Consider the following 19,896-nt stretch of genomic DNA (forward strand, 5'->3'; position numbering starts at 1 on the left):
TTTGAAAAATATAATAATTTATCAGGATGGACTGCTGAGTTTGGGAGTGGGATATCGGATTTGAGATAGATAAGCAGGTTTTGATTTTTATGAGTTTTCATCCCTGTTTTTTACTTTGTTTAAAGCACGTGCAATAACTGGCTTATGATTGCTCAATGAGATGCTATATTTTTTCCTTCATATTGAAATGCAATTCACCCGTACCGTGAATTATGCATTTATTGAAGTTGTTATAAAAGAAGCAGCGAGAAGAGAAGGGCATTTGAGTAAAAATGCTTCTTACCAGAGTTTACAAACTGATATATTCAAGAGATTTTTTATAATAGATTTCGCCATACTGCCATTGCTTCTAAGACTTCTCCTAAATGAGCATGTTTTGCGATAACTGTTTCTGCACCAGCTTCTGCAAGTGCATTAGAGTGGCCAAGATAGCTATGTGATCCTCCCGTAAAGCCGATGACACGCATGCCTGCTGCTATGGCTGCGTGTATACCATGAAGTGAATCTTCTATAACGATAGTGTTTTGGGGCTCTACCTGTAATTGTTGTGCGGCAAAAAGGAAAACATCAGGGGCCGGTTTCGTTCTTTTTGTTCCAACTTCAGGTGCTGAAAATATTTTACCTTCAAAAAGGTCATAGAGATCAACCGTGGTGAGCATCTCTTTTATATCTACGCTTTTTGCATTAGAGCAGATACAGTAGGGATAGCGTGTTTGAATAATTTCTACGGCTTCTCTTACATCATCAATAGCCCGTAATTTAGTTTTTATTTGTGTACGAAAAATATTAGTCATCTGATCTATGAGATGAGCAGAAATTGGTTTTTCTGTTTCCTGTTCAACGTGTTTAAGAATATCGCGAAAGATAAGTCCTGCAAAACGCTCACTCAATTCTTCGGGTGATATTTCATATCCTGTTTGTTTGAGCAATTGAGATCCAATTTTTGCTGCAAGATATTCAGAGTCGACGAGAACTCCGTCACAATCAAAAATAATAAGATCTATCTGAGGCATAAGATATTCCTTTACATGTTACGAGATGGACAACTTTTATGAAAACGATATTGAGAGGATCTTATTTCATAAAAATACGCTTTGAAAATGATTCTTAATTCTTTTACGAAATAAAAGATATGGGAACAGTACATTGAAAAAAAGAAAAATAAGGTTTCATTCATATGAAAGTTTTTTTACTTAAAAAAACAAAAACAATTATCAATTTTGTAGAACTTTAACGATACGTTTACGCTATTTTGTAAATATGGATTGGTAATGCGGGCCTATAAACTATTTTGGTTGATTATAGGGCAAATTCAGTTAATTTTGTTGGGTTTTTCATGACAGTTATTCAGCTTCAAAAAGATTTTCTTCGTACTCCCTCACAGATGCCATGGCGCAATAAAATTTTTAAAGGAGATTGTGTTTCCGTTCTAGAAAAACTTCCAAAACATTCCGTTGATATGATTTTTGCGGATCCACCTTATAATTTGCAATTGGACGGAGCTTTATACCGTCCAGATCATTCGCTTGTTGATGCGGTTGATGATGCATGGGATCAGTTTGAGAGTTTTGCTGCTTATGATGCTTTTACCCGTGCATGGTTGCTTGCTTGTCGTCGTGTATTAAAACCCAACGGAACACTTTGGGTTATCGGATCTTACCATAATATTTTTCGAGTTGGGACGGCATTACAAGATTTAGGTTTTTGGATGCTTAATGATATTATTTGGCGCAAAAATAATCCGATGCCTAATTTTCGAGGGCGCCGTTTTCAAAATGCTCATGAGACGCTTATTTGGGCCGTGCGAGATCAAAAAGATAAAAAGTACACATTTAATTATGATGCCTTAAAAGCGGCAAATGAAGATCTACAAATGCGTTCAGATTGGCTTTTCCCTCTCTGCACTGGAGCTGAACGTTTGAAGGATGATTCAGGGCGTAAATTACATCCAACACAAAAACCGCAAGCGTTATTAGCACGTATTATTATGGCTTCTAGTAAACCTGGTGATGTTATTCTTGATCCATTTTTTGGTTCGGGAACAACAGGTGCTGTTGCCAAGCTTTTAGGGCGTGATTTTGTTGGGATTGAACGCGAGCAAGATTACATTGATGCAGCATGTGAGAGAATTGCAGCGGTTAAACCTTTAGCGCAACCAGAACTAGCGATTTTGGATAGAAAAAAAGCAGAACCGCGCGTAGCATTCAACAGTTTGCTTGAAGCAGGTTTACTCTATCCTGGAGAAGTTCTTTATGATCGTAAGAAGCAAGTATCTGCTATTGTAAGAGCTGATGGTACGATTATGCATGGTGGTGAAGCGGGCTCAATTCACGCAATGGGAAGAAAGGCTCAAGATTCGCAGAGTTGCAATGGTTGGACATTTTGGTATTATGAGGAAAATGGACGGTTGAAGTCCATAGATCATTTAAGAATGATCATACGTTCACAAATGTTAAAAACGGGTGTTTTATGAACTAAGCTGATCGCTTCATTCTAGAGTGATCATCAATGTACCTGATCTTGATTGAGATGGACGTGAGGGTATTTTATGCCTTTCTTAGATGTATTTTATTAACACACTAATCTCGCTTGTAAGCGGCAAGCGAGTATTTTTATGCTTCTTGTGAAAGAAATTAAAATGAGAAATTTTCACTCTACGTTCTGATTTTATTTCCAAAACAGTAAAATTTTAATATAATCTTATAAAAATGAAATATCAAAATTAAAAGGCTCATTCAGAAGTTCAAAATTAAGTGCTTATTTGAGGTAATACGTGCATCTATAAAGTGCGTAAAATGTATTGGTTTATAAAGATAATTTAGCGTTATTCATATTGAGTTCCCCCCTCGAATATCGTCAAATTTTCTTATTTCAGACCTATTTCATATTGAATCAATGAAATTTACTTGCTTGTATGTCATAAGCGGGGTTGGCCTGTGAATAAAATTGTTAAAGAAAGAACTAAAAAGTACCTTTTATGAACCGTCTCAAGTGCCAAGGGTTGTTGTAGGGGGCTGGTAAATATAATGATGGTGTTGATTTGCTCCTTCATAAGCGAAAAAAGGATAGATCCTGAAATTTAAATCTAAGCTTATCTATTCCTCCTTAATTCTTATCTGTAGAAAAAATTGGTTATTTCATTTTTTTAAGTTTTTCTTTTACAGATTAATACATGACCGTTAGAGATACAAAAGTCTCCGTTAGAAAACATTTTTACGAATAGGGAAGGCTATTTAAATCTGAAAGAATTGGGAAGTGCTACGGAAATGGCTTTTTTTATAACAGTAGGTAGTGCTTCTTCGGCAAGATGTTGAATGTTACACCACCAACCATTTTCACAATTCATTTCATGAACATCCTCAGTATAGTAAACATCGAGTTTTAGAGAAAAGTGAGTAAAAACATGCGTAATTTGTCCTTTGAATTGCCAATTGGCAGTAAAGGGTGCATTTTGGAGTCCATTTTCGTTGTTTATGCCAATATTGTTAGGAATTTGGGTCATTCCACCAAGGAGCTTTTGCGTCTGTCGTTTTTCCAAATAAATTTGTTTCTTTTTATTAAGGGCCACAAAAGCAATACCTGTTTTTGAAGGGCGTTCTTTTTTAGGGGCTTTGACTGGAAAAGATTCCGGTTGTTGCGTCTTTGCTGCTTTGCATAAACATTGAAGAGGGCAGGTATAACAAGATGGTTTGCGTGGAGTACAAATTGTTGCTCCTAAATCCATCATTGCTTGAGCAAAGTCACCAGGACGATTTAAAGCAGTAATTTTTTGTGTTTTTTCTTTAATTTCAACTTTTGCTTTTTGTAATATTGAAGTGATAGCAAAAAGGCGCGCTACCACACGTTCGACATTACCATCAACCACTGCTACAGGGTGATTAAAAGCAATTGAAGCAATGGCTGCGGCAGTATAATCTCCAATGCCGGCTAGAGTTCGCAATTCTTTTACAGATTGTGGAAATTGTCCCGCGTAGTTTTCAACAAGCTGTTGCGCACATTTTTTAAGATTACGTGCGCGTGAATAATAACCAAGTCCAGCCCATGCTTTCATGATGTCATCTTGTGAGGCTTTTGTTAAAGAGGAAAGATCAGGCCATAGTTTCAGAAACTTTTTAAAATAAGGCTTAACTGTTTCAACGGTTGTTTGTTGAAGCATGATTTCAGAAAGCCAAACTTGATAAGGATCAGGACGGATACCTTGTTTTTGCTTTTCGGGGGTAATCCGCCATGGGAGATGTCTGTGATTTTGATCGTACCAAGCAAGGAGGTGCGAAGAAATTTCATACATGATTGTTTTCAAGCATAGGGAGATATAAAATGCAAAAGAAAAAATTATTTATTTTGTTGATATTTCATAAATTGAGGAGGCAATAATTTTTAGATAAAACAAATGATTTTAATTTAGTAAGCGGTTGAACAATGATCTAAAAATGAGAAAACAACTTAAAAAACATATTTTTTATTCTCTTTCTGAGACGGTATACAAAATACTTGATCCAGTTTTACGCAAACGGACAGGGCTTAATGTAGCGCTTATAGAACATTGGCCACAAATTGCGGGCTATGATATCAGTGAACATACAATGCCGCTTAAAATTATTTGGAAACGTCGTGCAGATCAAGATGAAGTTTTTCAGCCAGCAACACTTGTTGTCGCATGTGAAGGATTTGCTGCGTTAAAATTGATGCATGAAACAGAGGAATTACTTCATAGAATTAACGGATTTTTTGGCTATATTGCTATTGATCGCATCAAGATTGAGCAAAGGAGTATGTCTGTTTTTATGAATCACTTGCCTCGAAAACCATCTTTGAGTGAACAAGACAAAAAATGCGTGGAAAAAATGCTTGAAGGAATTGAAGATAAAAGCTTGCGCCAATCACTTTATAAACTTGGCTGTTGCATTTTCTTGGAAAAAAATAATAAATAGAAAGATATTTTATATATTTTTCTTTAATATATGAGAAAGCATTGGATTCTTATTCGTTAATAACAACAGAAAAGTATTATTTATGGTAAAATATCGTTCTTTTTTATCTTTCGGGATAATTTTTCTCTTCATAACGATTGTACAAAACAGTGTAACAGTTGCTTTAGCGCGTGATCCAAAACCAGTGGCAACTGTTGATATGGCAGAGATTCTCCAATCGGGTAAAGTAAAGGATCGCTTTGAGGGAGAGGCGGATGCACCAGTCGTCATTGTTGAGTATGCTTCGTTGACATGTACCCATTGTGCGCATTTTTATAATGATATACTTCCTCAAATTCGTAAAAAATATATAAAAACAGGAAAAGTAAAACTGATTTTCCGCGATTATGCTTTTGATCCTCGGGCAACAGCAGGTTTTATGTTGGCACAGTGTGCGCCAGAAGATCGCTATTTTCCTTTGATAGAAGTTTTATTTCAAAAACAAAATGAATGGGCTTTCAGAAAAGATGCTCTAACACCATTAAAAAAAATTGGCTTAATGGCTGGTTTTACAGATGAAAGTTTTACTGCATGTTTGAAAAATCAAGCCATTTTAGATGAAGTGAATGCATCCTTTGAGCGTGGTAAAAAACTTGGTGTTACAGCAACGCCTACTTTCTTTATTAATGGTAGTAAATATGAAGGTGCCATGAAAGTAGAAGACTTTTTTTCAGTGATTGATAGTTTTCTTAAAAACTGAATCTTAATTTTCCAGAAGATGGATAGTGATACTTTTAGTCATTATTACTTTTGGAAGGATTAATATTATGCATTTATGAAGCAATACTTTTTTGAGCTGATTTTGAATCAAATCATTGCTTTTAAGTGAGCCTAGATTGAATGATGTTTTGATGCTGATATGGGAGGATTTGTACAATGAAAAAATGGGTTTATAGTTTTGGAGATGGAAAGGCAGAAGGAAGTGCAAGTGAGCGTAACCTTCTCGGAGGTAAAGGGGCTAATTTGGCAGAAATGAGTAATCTTGGTTTGCCCGTACCACCTGGATTTACGCTGACAACAGAAGTTTGTAATTTTTATTATGCCCATAACAAATCATATCCAGAAGAGCTACAGGAATCTGTTAAGCAAGCACTAAGACGCATTGGTGAACAAACAGGACGTGAATTTGGGAGTGAGCAAAAGCCACTTTTGCTTTCTGTTCGTTCAGGGGCTAGGGCTTCTATGCCAGGGATGATGGATACAGTGCTTAACCTTGGCATGAATGATGAGACTGTAAAAGCCATTGCTTTACAAGCTAATAATGAACGTTTTGCTTATGATAGTTATCGGCGTTTTATCCAAATGTATTCTAACGTTGTTTTGGGGTTAGATCATTCGTATTTTGAAGAAATTCTTGATGAAGCAAAAGTACGCAATGGTTACACTATTGATACAGAAATGACAGCAGATGATTGGAAGAATATTATTACTTCTTATAAAGCATATGTTGAAGAAAAATTAGGAAAGCCTTTTCCACAAAATCCTGAACAGCAGTTATGGGGAGCAATTGGAGCCGTTTTTTCAAGTTGGATGACAGCACGTGCAGTTACCTATCGCCGTTTACATAATATTCCTGAAAATTGGGGAACGGCAGTTAATGTGCAAGCTATGGTTTTTGGCAACATGGGTGAAGATTCGGCAACAGGTGTTGCTTTTACACGCAATCCATCGACAGGAAAAAAAGAACTTTATGGTGAATTTTTAGTTAATGCGCAAGGGGAAGATGTTGTGGCGGGCATTCGAACGCCTCAAAATATTACAGAAAATGCGCGTATTGTTGCTGGTTCAAATAGACCGTCATTAGAAAAAATTATGCCTGAGGCTTTTTTGAAATTATGTCATATAGCGCAGAAGCTTGAGCAGCATTATCGGGATATGCAAGATCTCGAATTTACCATTGAAAAAGGTAAATTATGGATGCTTCAGACTCGTTCAGGAAAACGCACGGCTCGTGCGGCTCTCAAGATAGCAATTGAAATGGTTGAGGAGGGGTTAATAAACCATGAAGAGGCTGTGATGCGTATTGATGCAAAGTCGCTTGACCAACTTTTGCATCCAACACTTGATCCCAAAGCAGAACGTTTTGTTATAGGACGTGGTTTACCTGCTTCTCCTGGAGCCGCAACTGGTGAAATTGTTTTTACTTCAGAAGAGGCAGAAACTGTGTCGGCAGAAGGTCGCAAAGTTATTTTGGTCCGTGTAGAAACGAGCCCAGAAGATATTCATGGTATGCATGCTGCAGAAGGAATTTTAACAACGCGTGGCGGTATGACAAGTCACGCTGCTGTTGTTGCGCGGGGGATGGGAAAACCATGTATTTCTGGTGCTGGCAGTGTGCGGATTGATTATAACACAAATACGCTGTTTGCTTCAGGAGAAAGCTTTAAAAAAGGTGATGTTATCACAATTGATGGTGGAAGTGGAGAAATTTTCAAAGGGAAAGTTGCAATGTTGCAGCCTCAGCTTTGCGGAGACTTCGCAAAATTAATGGAATGGGCTGATGAGATGCGACGTATAAGAGTTCGCGCTAATGCTGATACACCATCTGATGCGCGTATGGGGCGCTCTTTTGGGGCTGAGGGTATAGGTCTTTGCCGTACGGAGCATATGTTTTTTTCTGATGAACGTATCGTTGCCATGCGTGAAATGATTTTAAGTCATGATGAAAATGGTCGTCGTAAAGCACTAGATAAGCTTTTGCCAATGCAGCGTTCAGATTTTAGTGAATTATTTGAAATTATGTGTGGTTTACCTGTTACTATCCGCTTGCTAGATCCACCATTACATGAATTTTTGCCTAAAACGAAAGCAGAAATTCTTGATGTTGCAACAGCTATGGGTGTTTCTGCTGAAGTGCTTGCTGAACGCGCTCAGCAGTTACACGAATTTAATCCTATGCTTGGATTACGTGGATGCCGTTTAGCTATTACTTATCCTGAAATTGCAGAAATGCAAGCGCGGGCGATTTTTGAAGCAGCAGCAGAAGCTGCCCAAAAATCTGGATCTCCTGTTATGCTTGAAATTATGGTGCCACTTGTTGCGCTTAAATCTGAACTCGATTTTGTAAAAGCGCGTATTGATCAGGTTGCTGAGGAAGTGATGAAAGAAAAGGGAAGCACTATTCAATATATGGTTGGGACGATGATTGAGCTTCCAAGGGCGGCGCTTCGAGCAGATGAAATAGCTGAAACTGCTGAATTTTTTTCATTTGGAACAAACGATTTGACACAAACCACTTTTGGGATTTCCCGTGATGATGCTGCCCCTTTTTTGGCTACTTATTTTCAAAAAGGTCTTTTAGAGCAAGATCCTTTCGTGTCTATTGACCGTGATGGAGTAGGAGAACTTATTACCATTGCTGCACAGCGTGGACGATCAAAGCGTGCAAAAATAAAATTGGGAATTTGCGGTGAACATGGAGGCGATCCTGCCTCTATTGCTTTATGCGAAGAAAATAACCTAGATTATGTTTCGTGTTCTCCTTTTCGAGTACCAATTGCTCGTTTAGCAGCAGCCCAGGCCGCAATAGCAAAAAGGATATAATGGGTTAATATTTTTTTGTTGTATAGTTATTACTGAAATAAATTTTTATATATTCTTTTATTTTCTTTAATAAAGGAAATAAAAGTGCTTCTAAAATGCACGATAAGTTATGTTACGCGAGAAAGTGTATTTTTGAGAGGTTTATGAGAGAAAATATAAAGCAGGATAGACAAAGATGTATTATCTATTAACTAACCTCTTGATAGAGAGAAACGTGTTATTGTGCAGTTAATTTACACGTTTGTTTTTTATAGGGGAATGAACTCCTCACGCAAAATAGAATGCTCCAAACAAATGCATTTTTTTTGCACATCATGCTGTTTGAGATAGACATCTCTCAGTGGATGTCCCATTTCACATTGACATTTGTGGAATGGGGATTATGTAACCCCCCCCCCGTAAGTTTATAAAAATCTTCCCAAAGTATATAAACTCTACTATGCGCCACCATCTTTACATTCCTGTAAGGAATATCAAAGTTGTACAATATGTTGATTTATAATGATAATTTTTTATTTCTTATATTGAACGAAAGCTGCAAAGGTCATAAGATTTTCTCATTTCAACTTCTTTTATAATGAATCAATCAAAACCATGTTTTTTGCATGTTACAGGCGGAATTAGCGTCTGTGGATAAAAAATAAAGCAAGGATATGCTTTTTTTATGAATCGTCTCAAGTGTCAAGAGCTGTCACAAATTGAAGGTAGGTACAGTGTGTAATGATGCCGGCTTGCTTCTTCATAAGTGTAAAGATGATAGCGCACAAGTGGGGCTGCTATTATTATTCACGGGCAGTTGTTGCGAAATGGGCTTGGGTGCTTTAGAAATATTTTTTTAAGAAAGCCCGTGAATGGCAATCCGCGTATATTCCGTTTAGGACATTTTGTTTTACGTGAGGAGGCGTGGGCCCAAAAAGATACGAGCTAAATAAAAGCATGAGGCAATAGGTAATCTCCATTATTTTAAAGACATTGCTTTAGATGTCTTTGAAAGTCGTAAAGCTGAATTAAAAGGAAATGGCAAAGATGAAAATTGGTTTCTACCCTTAAAATTTCATATTCTTCCCAAATTAAACTGTCTCTCTGTTTCAGAGATTATACAAACAGAGATGCGCAATGCCCTTGCCTCCATTTGGCATACAAAAGCTATAGCAGTTGAGAAAGTACTAAACTGTCTTAACATTTGCTTCAAACATGCTGCTGCGTTAGGTTTGGATGTTGATTTATAGGCGACACCAAAAGCACACGTTCTCTTAGAAAACAACGTCATAAAACACAAAACTTTCCAGCAATAGATTGGAGAGAATTGCCGATTTTTTATCAGACACTTTGCGAAACAACAACCATAATACAACTAGCTTTACGTCTATTTATCCTTACAGATGTTTGCACAAATTCTTTGCATCATATTTATAAAGATCAAATTGACGATAATATATGGACAATTAGTGGCTCGATAATATGAAAGGTTTACGTGATACTATAAAAATTTCGTGTCCTTTTATCATCAGAAGCAATAAAAATTCTAGAACGAGCGCGTTTGCTATTTTGCAATATTTCTTTTTTCTGCAATCGGTTGTGGTTTTCTTACAGCAAATTGTATGGCTCAATATGTAATGTGTAAGAAAACCATTCTGACTGATTGAATATAAGAGGGCTTGAGATGAAAGAATGTTTGAGGGAAGCATTCAACAAACGAAAGAGAATTATCATTATAAATTAAGAGATTATTTTATAGTGTAGATGATTAGCTTCAATTTAATAAACCAATTTCACGCATTTTCATTAAAATTGTGTGATTAATTTTACCAGTTACAGGAAGATCAAACATTTGTTGAAACTGTTTTAAGGCTTCTATCGTCTTTTGATCTTCTATTCCTGTGACAATAACCTCCTCATGACCAAAAATATGTAAAGCTTTTTGTACCCGTATAATATCTTCAACAGAAGGCTCTAAAACAGCTTCTTTTGAGTGTGTTATATTTCTTTTTGTTTTATTTTCCATTTCTATTTCGCTCTGCTTAATTAATATCGCAATTTCATCTGTTGTAGAATTGGGTAAAACATTATTTTGCATTTTCTGAGCAGCTTGTTGTTTCCATAAAGTGATGGCTCGGCGTGTTTTAGGTCCTTCCAGTCCATCTAATGGTCCATCATAAAGTCCTAATTTTGCTAGTTCTTTTTGCTTTTCCAGCATACTTACTGATTGAGGAGGTAAAGGTGAATTTGTATGGTGATGACTTGGAGAATGTAGAGAAGTTACACGAGAGAGTTCTTGTGATTTTGCTTCTTTTTCCAATAAAGTAGAGCTCTTCCCTATACTTTGAATGGAGGAAAATTTCATTTGAGTTAAAATATTTTGATGCGTTGTCATTTGCGAAAATAAAGCATTAAATGAAATAAATAAAAAACTAATGCTAAAAAGAAGAGATCCAACAAAAAATAAAGTATTTTTTCGTGTATAGAAATAAAGAGTTTTTGCTATCCAAAAAATAAAATGAAAAATTATAAGAAGAAGTGTTATAACAATACTACTATAGTATTTACGGTGTTTTACAGTTTTTTTTCGGGTCGTCTTTCGTTTTGTTGTCATCATTTTTATTTTCAGTTGCGTTTATGTTTCACAAAGAAACGAATGCAAATTAGTTCTTACTTTTCGCTAGAGAGAAATGCATTTACATTATTGTTTTTTCCTTTCAAACTCCTAGAATAAGCAGCTTCATTCTATCAATGTATAAGTTGATCAATCAACAAGAGCTCTTATCAATTTTTATTAATTTCAGATTTTACAAATCTTTCAATATGTATAAAGAGAACATCGAATGATTAACGTTCAAGAGCATTTTAGTGTTTGCAAACTGCATTATCACATATAATCATCTCAATAATAATATCACGTTATTCTTCATTTTTGGCGCAGATGTTTGCCTATCATTTAAAAACAAGTTAGAGACTATTTTTCTATAACGTTAAAAAGATAAGAGTCATTATATTCTTTACAATTTACATATATAGGGTTACTTTTCTGTAAACGGTTTGGTGAGAATACTGGTCTCTTAAGGTTATTATATTTTAGTGGAGCTACTTTTGTATCAATTAAATTGATGTTTACAATGTTATAGAAAAACTTGTCTTGAGATCTTGAGATGGAGTTATAAGAGATGAAGCTATTGTTTGATCTTTTGATCGACATATTGATCATGTTGGTGATGTTCTAGTAAAAATTTTATAGATAATATAAATATTTTATCACTACTAGAGTCAGAATAACAGAGTCTGACTCTTTTTAGCCTTTTCAACTAAGCTAAGATGATGAACTATTATTTAAAATAAGTATGTACACAATATGGAAAAGAAATTGGACTCTGTGTTTAATCCTTATCTCATTGCTACACTTTCTTGTGGAATAAAAGATTATAAATGTGGGGGGTACATTTCTTAACTCTTATGCACGATCATGGTTATATCTCTCACTTTTTATCATGGTATGTTCATTAATATGATCAGCCTGTAAGTGTATAATTGGGATGTTAAATTTTTACTGAATAGACAATGTATCCCATTTTATACAGCGGCATTGTGCCATATTTATAAAAAAGCCAATGATATAGATCCAATAAATGAATACTCAATTTTATAAAAAACAAATTTTATAAATTGTTTATAAAGAAACAGTGTATAAAATGCTTCTTTTATTGTATTTACCACTGCGGTACATTGATTGCCCATGATACGTTTTTTAATCAAATTATCATTTTTTTTATTTTGTATTTTTGTCATTATTTCATTTTTTGTAGCAAATCCAAGCAGTGACCATTCTTCTAGCCCCAAAAATAATGAGACAACAACGAGCGATGTGATTAGTGCATTTAAAGAAGCTTTAAATGACCTAGGAGCATTTTGTGACCGTAATATAGAAACCTGCAAAGTAGGAAAATCATTTTTAAGTTCACTTGGTGAACGCGCATATTACGGTGCAAGAGCTGCTTATGAATATTTAGGCAACATATTAGGGAACAACAATAATATCAGAGATTTCCCCTAATGTTTCTTGCAAAATCGCAATACAAGAGTTCTTACAAAGCCATACAATGTTATCTTGAAATAAGGATTTTTAACGTTCTTCGTGTTATTTATGTTAGGAAGAATAAATATTTATTTTTTATAAGTGTATTTAAGAATGATTATTCAAACGAAACAGGACTAAAATAATGGCGGAAACAATCGGTAATATCATAGAGAACTTTTCGCTTTTGGATAATTGGGAAGACCGTTATCGTTATGTCATTGAGCTTGGCCATGAATTGCCACCTTTTCCGGAAAGCGCTCGAAACGATGCTCACAAAGTTCCTGGTTGTGTTAGCCAAGTGTGGCTTTTATCTTCACGTAATAACTCAGAAGATCCAATATTGACGTTTCAAGGTGATTCCGATGCTCATATTGTGCGTGGACTTATTTACATACTCCTTGCTTTTTATTCAGGCAAAAAAGCTTCTGAAATTCGCAATTCCGATGCTCAAGAGCTCTTTGAAAAACTTGGTTTAAATGAAAATCTTACACCACAACGATCAAATGGTCTGAAATCAATGATTAAACGGATTCGTAACGAAAGCTATGTATAATCTCCTTGGTAGAAACTGCTATATATACAAAAGCTTCACACAAAACATGTATACTAAAATCAAATTTATACACGAAACCATTTTTTCGCAAAATAAGATTATTTAGTTTTTTTCCGTTTACTTTTGCGTCCAAGACCCATTTCTTTGGCTAAAGCTGATCGTGTTTTTGCATAATTAGGCGCCACCATAGGATAAGAACTATCTAACTGCCATTTTTCACGATATTCTTCTGGCAACATTCCATAATGTGTCATGAGATGACGCTTTAGAGATTTAAATTTTTTCCCATCTTCAAGGCAAATGAGATAATCAGGAAATACTGAACGCTTTGGATTAACGGCAGGCCTTTGTTTTTCAACTTCGACTTCTGTTAACTCTAGATTCCCTGCTTTACGAAAAGCAGCATGGACATCAGCAATTAAACTTGGCACTTCAGTCGGTCGAATAGAATTATTACTCACGTAGGCAGCAACAATATCAGCAACCAATGTAATAACTAAATTGCTTTCAGTCTCTAAGACTGCACGATGTTCCATTCTTGTTTCCTTTAATTTAAAATTGAGTAATTCAAAATCGAGATATAGTGCATATACTCATGATATAAAGATCTCATGCACATGAGCTTCATATTGTACAAAAATCTTTTTTGTCAATTCAATTATTCTATAAAATTGCCAAAACACAAAAAAATCAAATAAATACCTCTTTTTTGTCATAATATAAAATAAGAAAAACGAAATTATTACATGCTAAAATATATTTTTAGCCTATAACATATCATACATAACATACAATACATCACAAATATAAAAAAATATAGGATAAAATTTATTTATTTTTTTGAGAACGTAAAAGTAAAATTACTAATTATAAAAATATAATATATAAATTAGTATTTTTTATTTTGAATACTTATAATTTAGTAATTTTATTTTTACTAAATTTTAAATTTATTTTTATTATTTATATTTATTAAATTTAATAATAAAGAACATACTATATTATAAATAAGGCACAACAGCATTACTTATAATATAAAACTATTCATTAAAACGACATAGAATATTTTTATGTTTTATACATTAATAAAAATACTTTAAATATAGTTATTACTTTCTATAAATTTATAAGATTATACTGTTTCAAAAAAAATCAATTCTTTTTCTCATAGTTTAATTGTCTTACCAATTACTTTCATTATAAAAGTGGTATTATATCCCTAGAAAACAATAGCTGTGATATGTAATGGACAGAAAGGTATTAGTTTTAAAAATTATCATGGCGCTATTTTTACAAGTGAATAGAACTTATAGATTTTTACACTTGCATCAATAATTATGATTCTAACATATAAACGAAGCTGTTAACATATTTTAATATAGGATTGTGTATGACCCGCACTTTTGCAATTCCTCCCAAAGCATTTAGAATCACTCATAAGGAAATATATCATGGTATTTTTCGTGATGATCCCTATCATTGGCTACGTGCGTCTAATTGGCAAGATGTTTTTAAAAATCCTAACTGTCTTGATCCAAATATTCGACATTATCTTGAAAAAGAAAATGCTTATCAATCAGCTCAAATGGCTGATACAAAACCATTACGAGATTTGCTTTTTACCGAAATGAAAAACAGGATCCAAGAGAATGATAGTTCTGTTCCTATAAAACATGGCCCTTTTGCTTACGGATTCTCTTATGTTACCGGAGGTCAACAACCGCATTATTTTCGGACACCAAGGAATGGCGGAGAAAAAACCGTTTACCTTAACGGTGATATCTTAGCAGAAGGCAAAGAATATTTCAAATTTGGTTCAGTTCAAGAATCTCCTGACCATACACATGTGGTATGGACCTATGATGACAAAGGATCAGAATTCTATACAGCTAAAATTCGTAATTTTGAGACATTGTCTGATTGCATGGACACAATTACTGATACATCTGGTCAAATTGTATGGGATGCTAGATCTGAAGGTTTTTTCTATACTAAGATGGATAAAAATCACCGACCTTCAGAGCTCTATTATCACCGATTAAACACTGATCAATCACAAGATAAGCTTATTTTTCGCGAAGACAATCCAAGTTTTTTCTTAGATGTAAGCGGCTCTAAGCTTAATGATATTATTTATATTAATATTCATGATCATGAAACATCAGAGATCTGGTTGATTCCTGCTGAGGCGCCTTTTACTACTCCCCAATGTGTACGGAAACGACAAAAAGGTATTGAATATTCACTTACAGAAGGTGGTGATGTCTTTTATATTCTGACCAATCTAGATAATGCAAAAGATTTCAAAATTATGGTAGCGCCATATACATCTCCACAATCAGAAAATTGGTCTGAGTTTGTCCCACATCAGCTTGGGTGCCTAATATTATCCCATGATGCTTATCAAGATTTTCTTGTCTGGATCGAACGTTTTGAGGGGCTTCCACGTATAAAAGTAATGGAACGTACCACTAAACAAGTTAATTCCATTGCTTTTACTGAAGAGGCTTATTCTTTAGGTCTACAAGGGGTTGCAGAATATAACAGTCTAACTATTCGTTTTTCCTATTCGTCTATGACAACACCTGATCAAGTGTTTGATTATGAGATGAAAAGTCGTAAACGAATGCTTTTAAAAACGCAAATAATTCCCTCTGGGCATAATAAAGATGCATATGTAACACGACGTGTTACAGCAATAGCAGACGATGGTGAGAAGATTCCTATTTCACTTTTTTATCACAAAAACACTCCTCTTGATGGTGGTGCACCTTGTCTTCTTTACGGTTATGGTGCTTATGGGATCTCTATTCCTGCCAGTTTCAATAGTAATCTATTTTCTCTAGTAAACAGAGGTTTTATTTACGCGATTGCTCATATTCGCGGAGGAAAAGAAAAGGGAGTAGAATGGTATGAAAAAGGAAAGCATTTCTTTAAGCACAATACATTTACAGATTTTATTGCTTGTGGGCGTTACCTTGTAAACAATAAATTCACTTCTCACGACCGGCTTATTGCTTATGGTGGTTCAGCAGGGGGGATGTTGATGGGAGCCATTGCCAATATAGCTCCACAGGATTTTGCGGCAATCGTAGCGAATGTGCCTTTTGTTGATGTCTTAGCGACAATGTTAGATGCTTCATTGCCACTTACACCTCCAGAATGGGCCGAATGGGGAAATCCTCTTGAATCAGAAGAAGATTATAAGCTTATTGCTTCCTATTCACCCTACGATAATGTCAAAGCTCAAAACTATCCTCCTATACTTGTGATGGCAGGATTAACAGATCCTCGTGTAACTTACTGGGAGCCTGCAAAATGGGTGGCAAAATTACGAGACTTAAAAACAGACGATAATGCAATTTTATTACGTATTAATATGGATTCAGGGCACGCTGGTGCAGCTGGACGTCTTTCAAAGCTAGAAGAAGTTGCCTATATCTATGCATATATTCTCAAGATAGCAGAAAAAGACTGTTGCTAATCCATAATGTCTGTGTTTGAAAGTCCCCGATAATTTATTGGTTTATAGGGACTTTCATACACTAAAAAATTATCTAGATAGCTTAAAATTCACATTCTTCATAAAGTTTCAAAACATAGTCCCAATTAACTAAATGGTCTACAAAGGATTCGAGGTACTTTGGTCGAGCATTGCGATAATCAATGTAATAGGAATGTTCCCACACATCGACACCCAAAATAGGTCGAGCATTGTGAATTAAGGGATTTTCGCCATTAGGCGTTTTCATAATTTCAAGCTTGCCATCTTTAACAGCAACCCACGCCCATCCAGAACCAAATTGGGCACTAGCAGCAGCAATAAAATCAGTGCGGAATTTGTCGTAACCACCTAGATCAGCGTCAATAGCTTTTGCTAACTTTTCAGGAAGTTTTTGACCACCACCATCTTTTTTCATCCAAAGCCAAAAGTGGTTATGATTGTAATACTGTGCTGCATTATTAAACAAACCAATATTTTTTCCAAAACTTTTTTTAACAATATCTTCAAGGCTTTCATTTTCTAAGCCTAACTCCTTCACAAAATTATTGGTGTTGTTAAGATAAGCGAGGTGATGCTTATCATGATGATATTCAAGCGTTTCGCGTGACATATAAGGTGAAAGGGCATCATAATCATAAGGCAATGGGGGCAATTCAAAAGCCATTTAAAAATCTCCTCGATTCTAATTGTTAAGCTTATTTCATAAGTCTAATTTGCCATTTACAGAGTTTAAAAGCAAATGTTGAATACCTATTTGTATGAAATTAATTTTAATGTCTCTCTTTTTGTAAAAGGAGCTTTTAGGAAATGTATGCCAATCAATCAAAAAAGGCATTAGTCTATATAAAGATTGTTTCTGAAGATTTTTTACATCTATGAACCGATAAAAATATCATTATCTTTTGAATAAAAAGTAAATAGAAATAGCTATTATCCCTTGTTCTTATATCTTTATTTTTTCAAATGCTAGATAAAATATTTTTAATTTTTGCAAAACTCTTCTAACCTATTAGGTGTGTCATAGTGTTTGCAATAGAATATTTAAGTGTTATTTTTAGGAGATATTTTTCAATGTGCTTGATTTCATTTTATGGCGCTACTCATGAATAATATAATGTAAAAACCAGTGGACATTATCATCTTTACGCTTAATGAAAGAGCACAGCAACTATCACACACTTTACCAGTTTCCAATATGGTGACAGCTTTTATCTTAATGAAGCAAGATGAGATTGGAATATATCAAGAAAAGTAAATCATATGCTAATTTATTGATACATGAGTAAACTACAAGATTTTCATTTTCTGTTCCTAAAAAATCAATACAAAGAGCAAAATAATTGGTGGATAAATGTTTTCTATTTGTGTTAAAAGCACAACTGTATATCAGTTTCTGCTACGAATTTGTATCGATGCAATGCCATATAAGATTCAGGCACTTTATGATAAAAAAGTAAAGTCTTTGATTTTCAGATATTGCGTCCAATCACAGGAATCGCTATAAGGTGCAAGAGTCGCTATAAAGCGTGTTTTTTTGGGGTATAGCCAAGCGGTAAGGCACCGGTTTTTGGTACCGGCATTCCCTGGTTCGAATCCAGGTACCCCAGCCAATGTTTAGTAAAATCAATAGGTTATATAAAAGTTCGGGAATTTTGATTCCGTTGATTCTTTTAACTTATTTTCCACCTATCCCTAACTTTTATATAGCTTATATTCAATCATTTTATCTAGATAACTGGATTTGCTAGCAGGGCGCTTGATTCTTATTTTTATTGATCGTATAGTGACGATATACGATAAGGGGCGGTAATGGCAATTGTGAGTTTCAAACATAAGGGCTTAAAATTATTTTATAAAACAGGTTCCACAAAAGCTATTCGACCAGATCACGTAAAAAAATTACGCGTTATCTTGACGGCTTTAACAAGTGCTACGACGCCTGAAATGTTGAAAGCGCCTGCCTTTAAAATGCATCCTCTTAAAGGTGAACTTACAGGATACTATTCTATATGGGTGAATGGAAATTGGCGTGTTACTTTTCGCTTTATAGGAACAGATGTGGAGCTTGTTGATTATCAAGATTACCATTGATGAAAGGAACGAAAACAAATGATGCATAACCCCGCACATCCGGGCGAAGTTCTAAAAGTAGCTTTCTTAGAAGAAATGGGGATAACAATACAAAGGTTAGCTGATCATCTCCATATGACAAGAGCTTCTCTATCAAGAGTGATTAACGGACATGCCTCTATGAGTACCGAACTTGCAGTGAAATTAGAATTAGCTGGTTTTAGTAAAGCAAAATTTTGGCTGGATATGCAAACGAATTATAATTTATGGCAAACAATGCAACAGACACAACCACCTATTTCTCCTCTGGTTTCTGATGCACCTCAAACACCGCTTTGATTGCGTTCATAATTTTTACGGGGCTTTGGTTTGTTTTCTTACTGTCAACCATGCCCCTAACTTTTTTGTAGTTTTTTGATAGCTTCTATTGCAAGTCGTTTTCTATCGGCTGTTTTGGTATAAAGGGATGCCATGTTATCTTCTGTCCAACCAAAAAGCGCTTTCATTTGCGAAACTGTCGCACCTGCATTTGCTGCACGTGTTGCTGCTAATTTTCGCAATCCGTGCGCTGATTTTTTAATACCTGCTGCATTACAAGCTTTACGAAACAGATTACCAAAACTTTCTTTGGTCAGTTTTTTACCTTCTTTACCGCAAATAAATGTTTCATCTCCAATAGGTCCAATTTTAAGTGTTTCTGCGAGTTCAGGCAAAATCGGGAGAAAAACATCTGTTTTAAATTGGCTCTTTTCTGTTTTTAAATGAATAATATTATCTGTTGTGATATCTTTCCAGCCGATACGAACGGCATCACCACGACGTAAACCTGTATATAAAAGGACGTCAATCCATACACGTTCATGTGTACCATGTGACCAACGGTAATAATATTTATCAATATCTTCTTCTAACCATGGTATGAACCCTTCTGCGTTAAAGGATTTTGGCGGCTTTATATTAAAAGCAGGATTTCTATTTAAAAGATCGTTATCAACTGCCCAATTGAAAAGACCATTTAAAGCCGTTAAAAAATGTCTTGCTGCTGCGGGAGTCTCTCGTCTTCTTTCTACTGCGTCAAGAATGTGTTGTTTGTTTATGCTTTTATATGAACGATCACCGATATGTTTAGAAACATTATTCAGAATTCGATATTTAACTTTTTTAGTAGATTCTGATTGATTATGCC

14 protein-coding genes, 1 tRNA gene and 1 pseudogene are annotated in these 19,896 nt (G+C 35.0%); 10 read left to right on the plus strand and 6 right to left on the minus strand.

Translation table 11 applies throughout. The annotated features are described in order from the left end of the window. Window positions 1-317: 317 nt before the first annotated feature. Entirely contained in the window at window positions 318-1,013 is a 696-nt protein-coding gene (locus ACFINF_RS03905) for an HAD family hydrolase (RefSeq protein ID WP_375619760.1), read from the minus strand. A gap of 371 nt (window positions 1,014-1,384) precedes the next feature. On the opposite strand from ACFINF_RS03905, the gene ACFINF_RS03910 reads away from it, so the two are divergent. Next, window positions 1,385-2,473 carry a site-specific DNA-methyltransferase gene (locus tag ACFINF_RS03910; RefSeq protein WP_372440009.1) on the plus strand — a complete coding sequence of 363 codons (1,089 nt, stop codon included), beginning with the start codon at window positions 1,385-1,387 and terminating at the stop codon, window positions 2,471-2,473. Between the two features lie 756 nt (window positions 2,474-3,229). On the opposite strand, the gene mutY is transcribed toward ACFINF_RS03910, so the two are convergent. Continuing rightward, window positions 3,230-4,288, minus strand: coding sequence for an A/G-specific adenine glycosylase (mutY, locus tag ACFINF_RS03915; RefSeq protein ID WP_375619761.1), 1,059 nt, complete (start codon window positions 4,286-4,288; stop codon window positions 3,230-3,232). A 142-nt stretch (window positions 4,289-4,430) separates the two neighbouring features. Between mutY and ACFINF_RS03920 the strand changes: the two genes are divergently transcribed. The 3 genes from ACFINF_RS03920 (at window position 4,431) to ppdK (ending at window position 8,513) form a co-directional block, all read left to right on the plus strand. After that, window positions 4,431-4,931, plus strand: coding sequence for a DUF721 domain-containing protein (locus tag ACFINF_RS03920; RefSeq protein ID WP_375619762.1), 501 nt, complete (start codon window positions 4,431-4,433; stop codon window positions 4,929-4,931). Window positions 4,932-5,013: 82 nt separating this feature from the next. After that, the gene (locus tag ACFINF_RS03925; protein WP_375619763.1) at window positions 5,014-5,670 is read left to right on the plus strand and encodes a DsbA family protein; all 657 of its coding nucleotides are present in this window, start codon (window positions 5,014-5,016) and stop codon (window positions 5,668-5,670) included. Between the two features lie 176 nt (window positions 5,671-5,846). Then, complete coding sequence (gene ppdK, locus ACFINF_RS03930) at window positions 5,847-8,513, plus strand: pyruvate, phosphate dikinase (RefSeq protein WP_375619764.1); 2,667 nt, start codon at window positions 5,847-5,849, stop codon at window positions 8,511-8,513. Window positions 8,514-10,266: 1,753 nt separating this feature from the next. On the opposite strand, the gene ACFINF_RS03935 is transcribed toward ppdK, so the two are convergent. Then, window positions 10,267-11,106 (minus strand): peptidoglycan-binding domain-containing protein, encoded by an 840-nt coding sequence (locus ACFINF_RS03935; protein WP_375619770.1) that lies wholly within the window; start codon window positions 11,104-11,106, stop codon window positions 10,267-10,269. A gap of 1,134 nt (window positions 11,107-12,240) precedes the next feature. Between ACFINF_RS03935 and ACFINF_RS03940 the strand changes: the two are divergent. Continuing rightward, window positions 12,241-12,616 (plus strand): annotated as a pseudogene (locus ACFINF_RS03940) (DUF5330 domain-containing protein). A 108-nt stretch (window positions 12,617-12,724) separates the two neighbouring features. Then, on the plus strand, window positions 12,725-13,135 hold the full coding sequence (locus ACFINF_RS03945) for a SufE family protein (RefSeq protein WP_012754847.1): 411 nt from the start codon (window positions 12,725-12,727) through the stop codon (window positions 13,133-13,135). Window positions 13,136-13,233: 98 nt separating this feature from the next. Here the strand turns inward: ACFINF_RS03945 and ACFINF_RS03950 are convergent, their stop codons facing one another. Then, the gene (locus ACFINF_RS03950; RefSeq protein ID WP_012754848.1) at window positions 13,234-13,671 is read right to left on the minus strand and encodes a MucR family transcriptional regulator; all 438 of its coding nucleotides are present in this window, start codon (window positions 13,669-13,671) and stop codon (window positions 13,234-13,236) included. A gap of 854 nt (window positions 13,672-14,525) precedes the next feature. Between ACFINF_RS03950 and ACFINF_RS03955 the strand changes: the two genes are divergently transcribed. Then, window positions 14,526-16,619 carry a S9 family peptidase gene (locus tag ACFINF_RS03955; protein ID WP_375619765.1) on the plus strand — a complete coding sequence of 698 codons (2,094 nt, stop codon included), beginning with the start codon at window positions 14,526-14,528 and terminating at the stop codon, window positions 16,617-16,619. Between the two features lie 82 nt (window positions 16,620-16,701). Here the strand turns inward: ACFINF_RS03955 and ACFINF_RS03960 are convergent, their stop codons facing one another. After that, complete coding sequence (locus ACFINF_RS03960; RefSeq protein ID WP_375619766.1) at window positions 16,702-17,304, minus strand: superoxide dismutase; 603 nt, start codon at window positions 17,302-17,304, stop codon at window positions 16,702-16,704. A gap of 871 nt (window positions 17,305-18,175) precedes the next feature. Between ACFINF_RS03960 and ACFINF_RS03965 the strand changes: the two genes are divergently transcribed. From ACFINF_RS03965 to ACFINF_RS03975, 3 genes are all read left to right on the plus strand, one after another. Further along, window positions 18,176-18,250: transfer RNA gene (locus ACFINF_RS03965), tRNA-Gln, on the plus strand. 199 nt (window positions 18,251-18,449) lie between these two features. After that, window positions 18,450-18,731: a type II toxin-antitoxin system RelE/ParE family toxin gene (locus ACFINF_RS03970; protein ID WP_375619767.1), complete on the plus strand. Its 282-nt coding sequence runs from the start codon at window positions 18,450-18,452 to the stop codon at window positions 18,729-18,731. 18 nt (window positions 18,732-18,749) lie between these two features. After that, a complete protein-coding gene (locus ACFINF_RS03975; protein WP_375619768.1) occupies window positions 18,750-19,049 on the plus strand; it encodes a HigA family addiction module antitoxin in 300 nt (99 codons plus the stop codon). Window positions 19,050-19,105: 56 nt separating this feature from the next. Here the strand turns inward: ACFINF_RS03975 and ACFINF_RS03980 are convergent. Beyond that, the coding region (locus ACFINF_RS03980; protein WP_375619769.1) for a tyrosine-type recombinase/integrase at window positions 19,106-19,896 on the minus strand (791 nt) is incomplete at its 5' end.

It is taken from the genome of Bartonella sp. TS25HLJMH, from assembly GCF_042193505.1.
GTDB classification, from domain to species: domain Bacteria; phylum Pseudomonadota; class Alphaproteobacteria; order Rhizobiales; family Rhizobiaceae; genus Bartonella; species Bartonella grahamii.

Coding starts and splice junctions, on each gene's coding strand:
- ACFINF_RS03905 (WP_375619760.1), bottom strand. CDS start 1,013: ATGCCTCAGATAGATCTTATTATTTTTGATTGTGACGGAGTTCTCGTC.
- ACFINF_RS03910 (WP_372440009.1), top strand. CDS start 1,385: ATGCCATGGCGCAATAAAATTTTTAAAGGAGATTGTGTTTCCGTTCTA.
- mutY (WP_375619761.1), bottom strand. CDS start 4,288: ATGTATGAAATTTCTTCGCACCTCCTTGCTTGGTACGATCAAAATCAC.
- ACFINF_RS03920 (WP_375619762.1), top strand. CDS start 4,431: ATGAGAAAACAACTTAAAAAACATATTTTTTATTCTCTTTCTGAGACG.
- ACFINF_RS03925 (WP_375619763.1), top strand. CDS start 5,014: ATGGTAAAATATCGTTCTTTTTTATCTTTCGGGATAATTTTTCTCTTC.
- ppdK (WP_375619764.1), top strand. CDS start 5,847: ATGAAAAAATGGGTTTATAGTTTTGGAGATGGAAAGGCAGAAGGAAGT.
- ACFINF_RS03935 (WP_375619770.1), bottom strand. CDS start 11,106: ATGACAACAAAACGAAAGACGACCCGAAAAAAAACTGTAAAACACCGT.
- ACFINF_RS03945 (WP_012754847.1), top strand. CDS start 12,725: ATGGCGGAAACAATCGGTAATATCATAGAGAACTTTTCGCTTTTGGAT.
- ACFINF_RS03950 (WP_012754848.1), bottom strand. CDS start 13,671: ATGGAACATCGTGCAGTCTTAGAGACTGAAAGCAATTTAGTTATTACA.
- ACFINF_RS03955 (WP_375619765.1), top strand. CDS start 14,526: ATGACCCGCACTTTTGCAATTCCTCCCAAAGCATTTAGAATCACTCAT.
- ACFINF_RS03960 (WP_375619766.1), bottom strand. CDS start 17,304: ATGGCTTTTGAATTGCCCCCATTGCCTTATGATTATGATGCCCTTTCA.
- ACFINF_RS03970 (WP_375619767.1), top strand. CDS start 18,450: ATGGCAATTGTGAGTTTCAAACATAAGGGCTTAAAATTATTTTATAAA.
- ACFINF_RS03975 (WP_375619768.1), top strand. CDS start 18,750: ATGATGCATAACCCCGCACATCCGGGCGAAGTTCTAAAAGTAGCTTTC.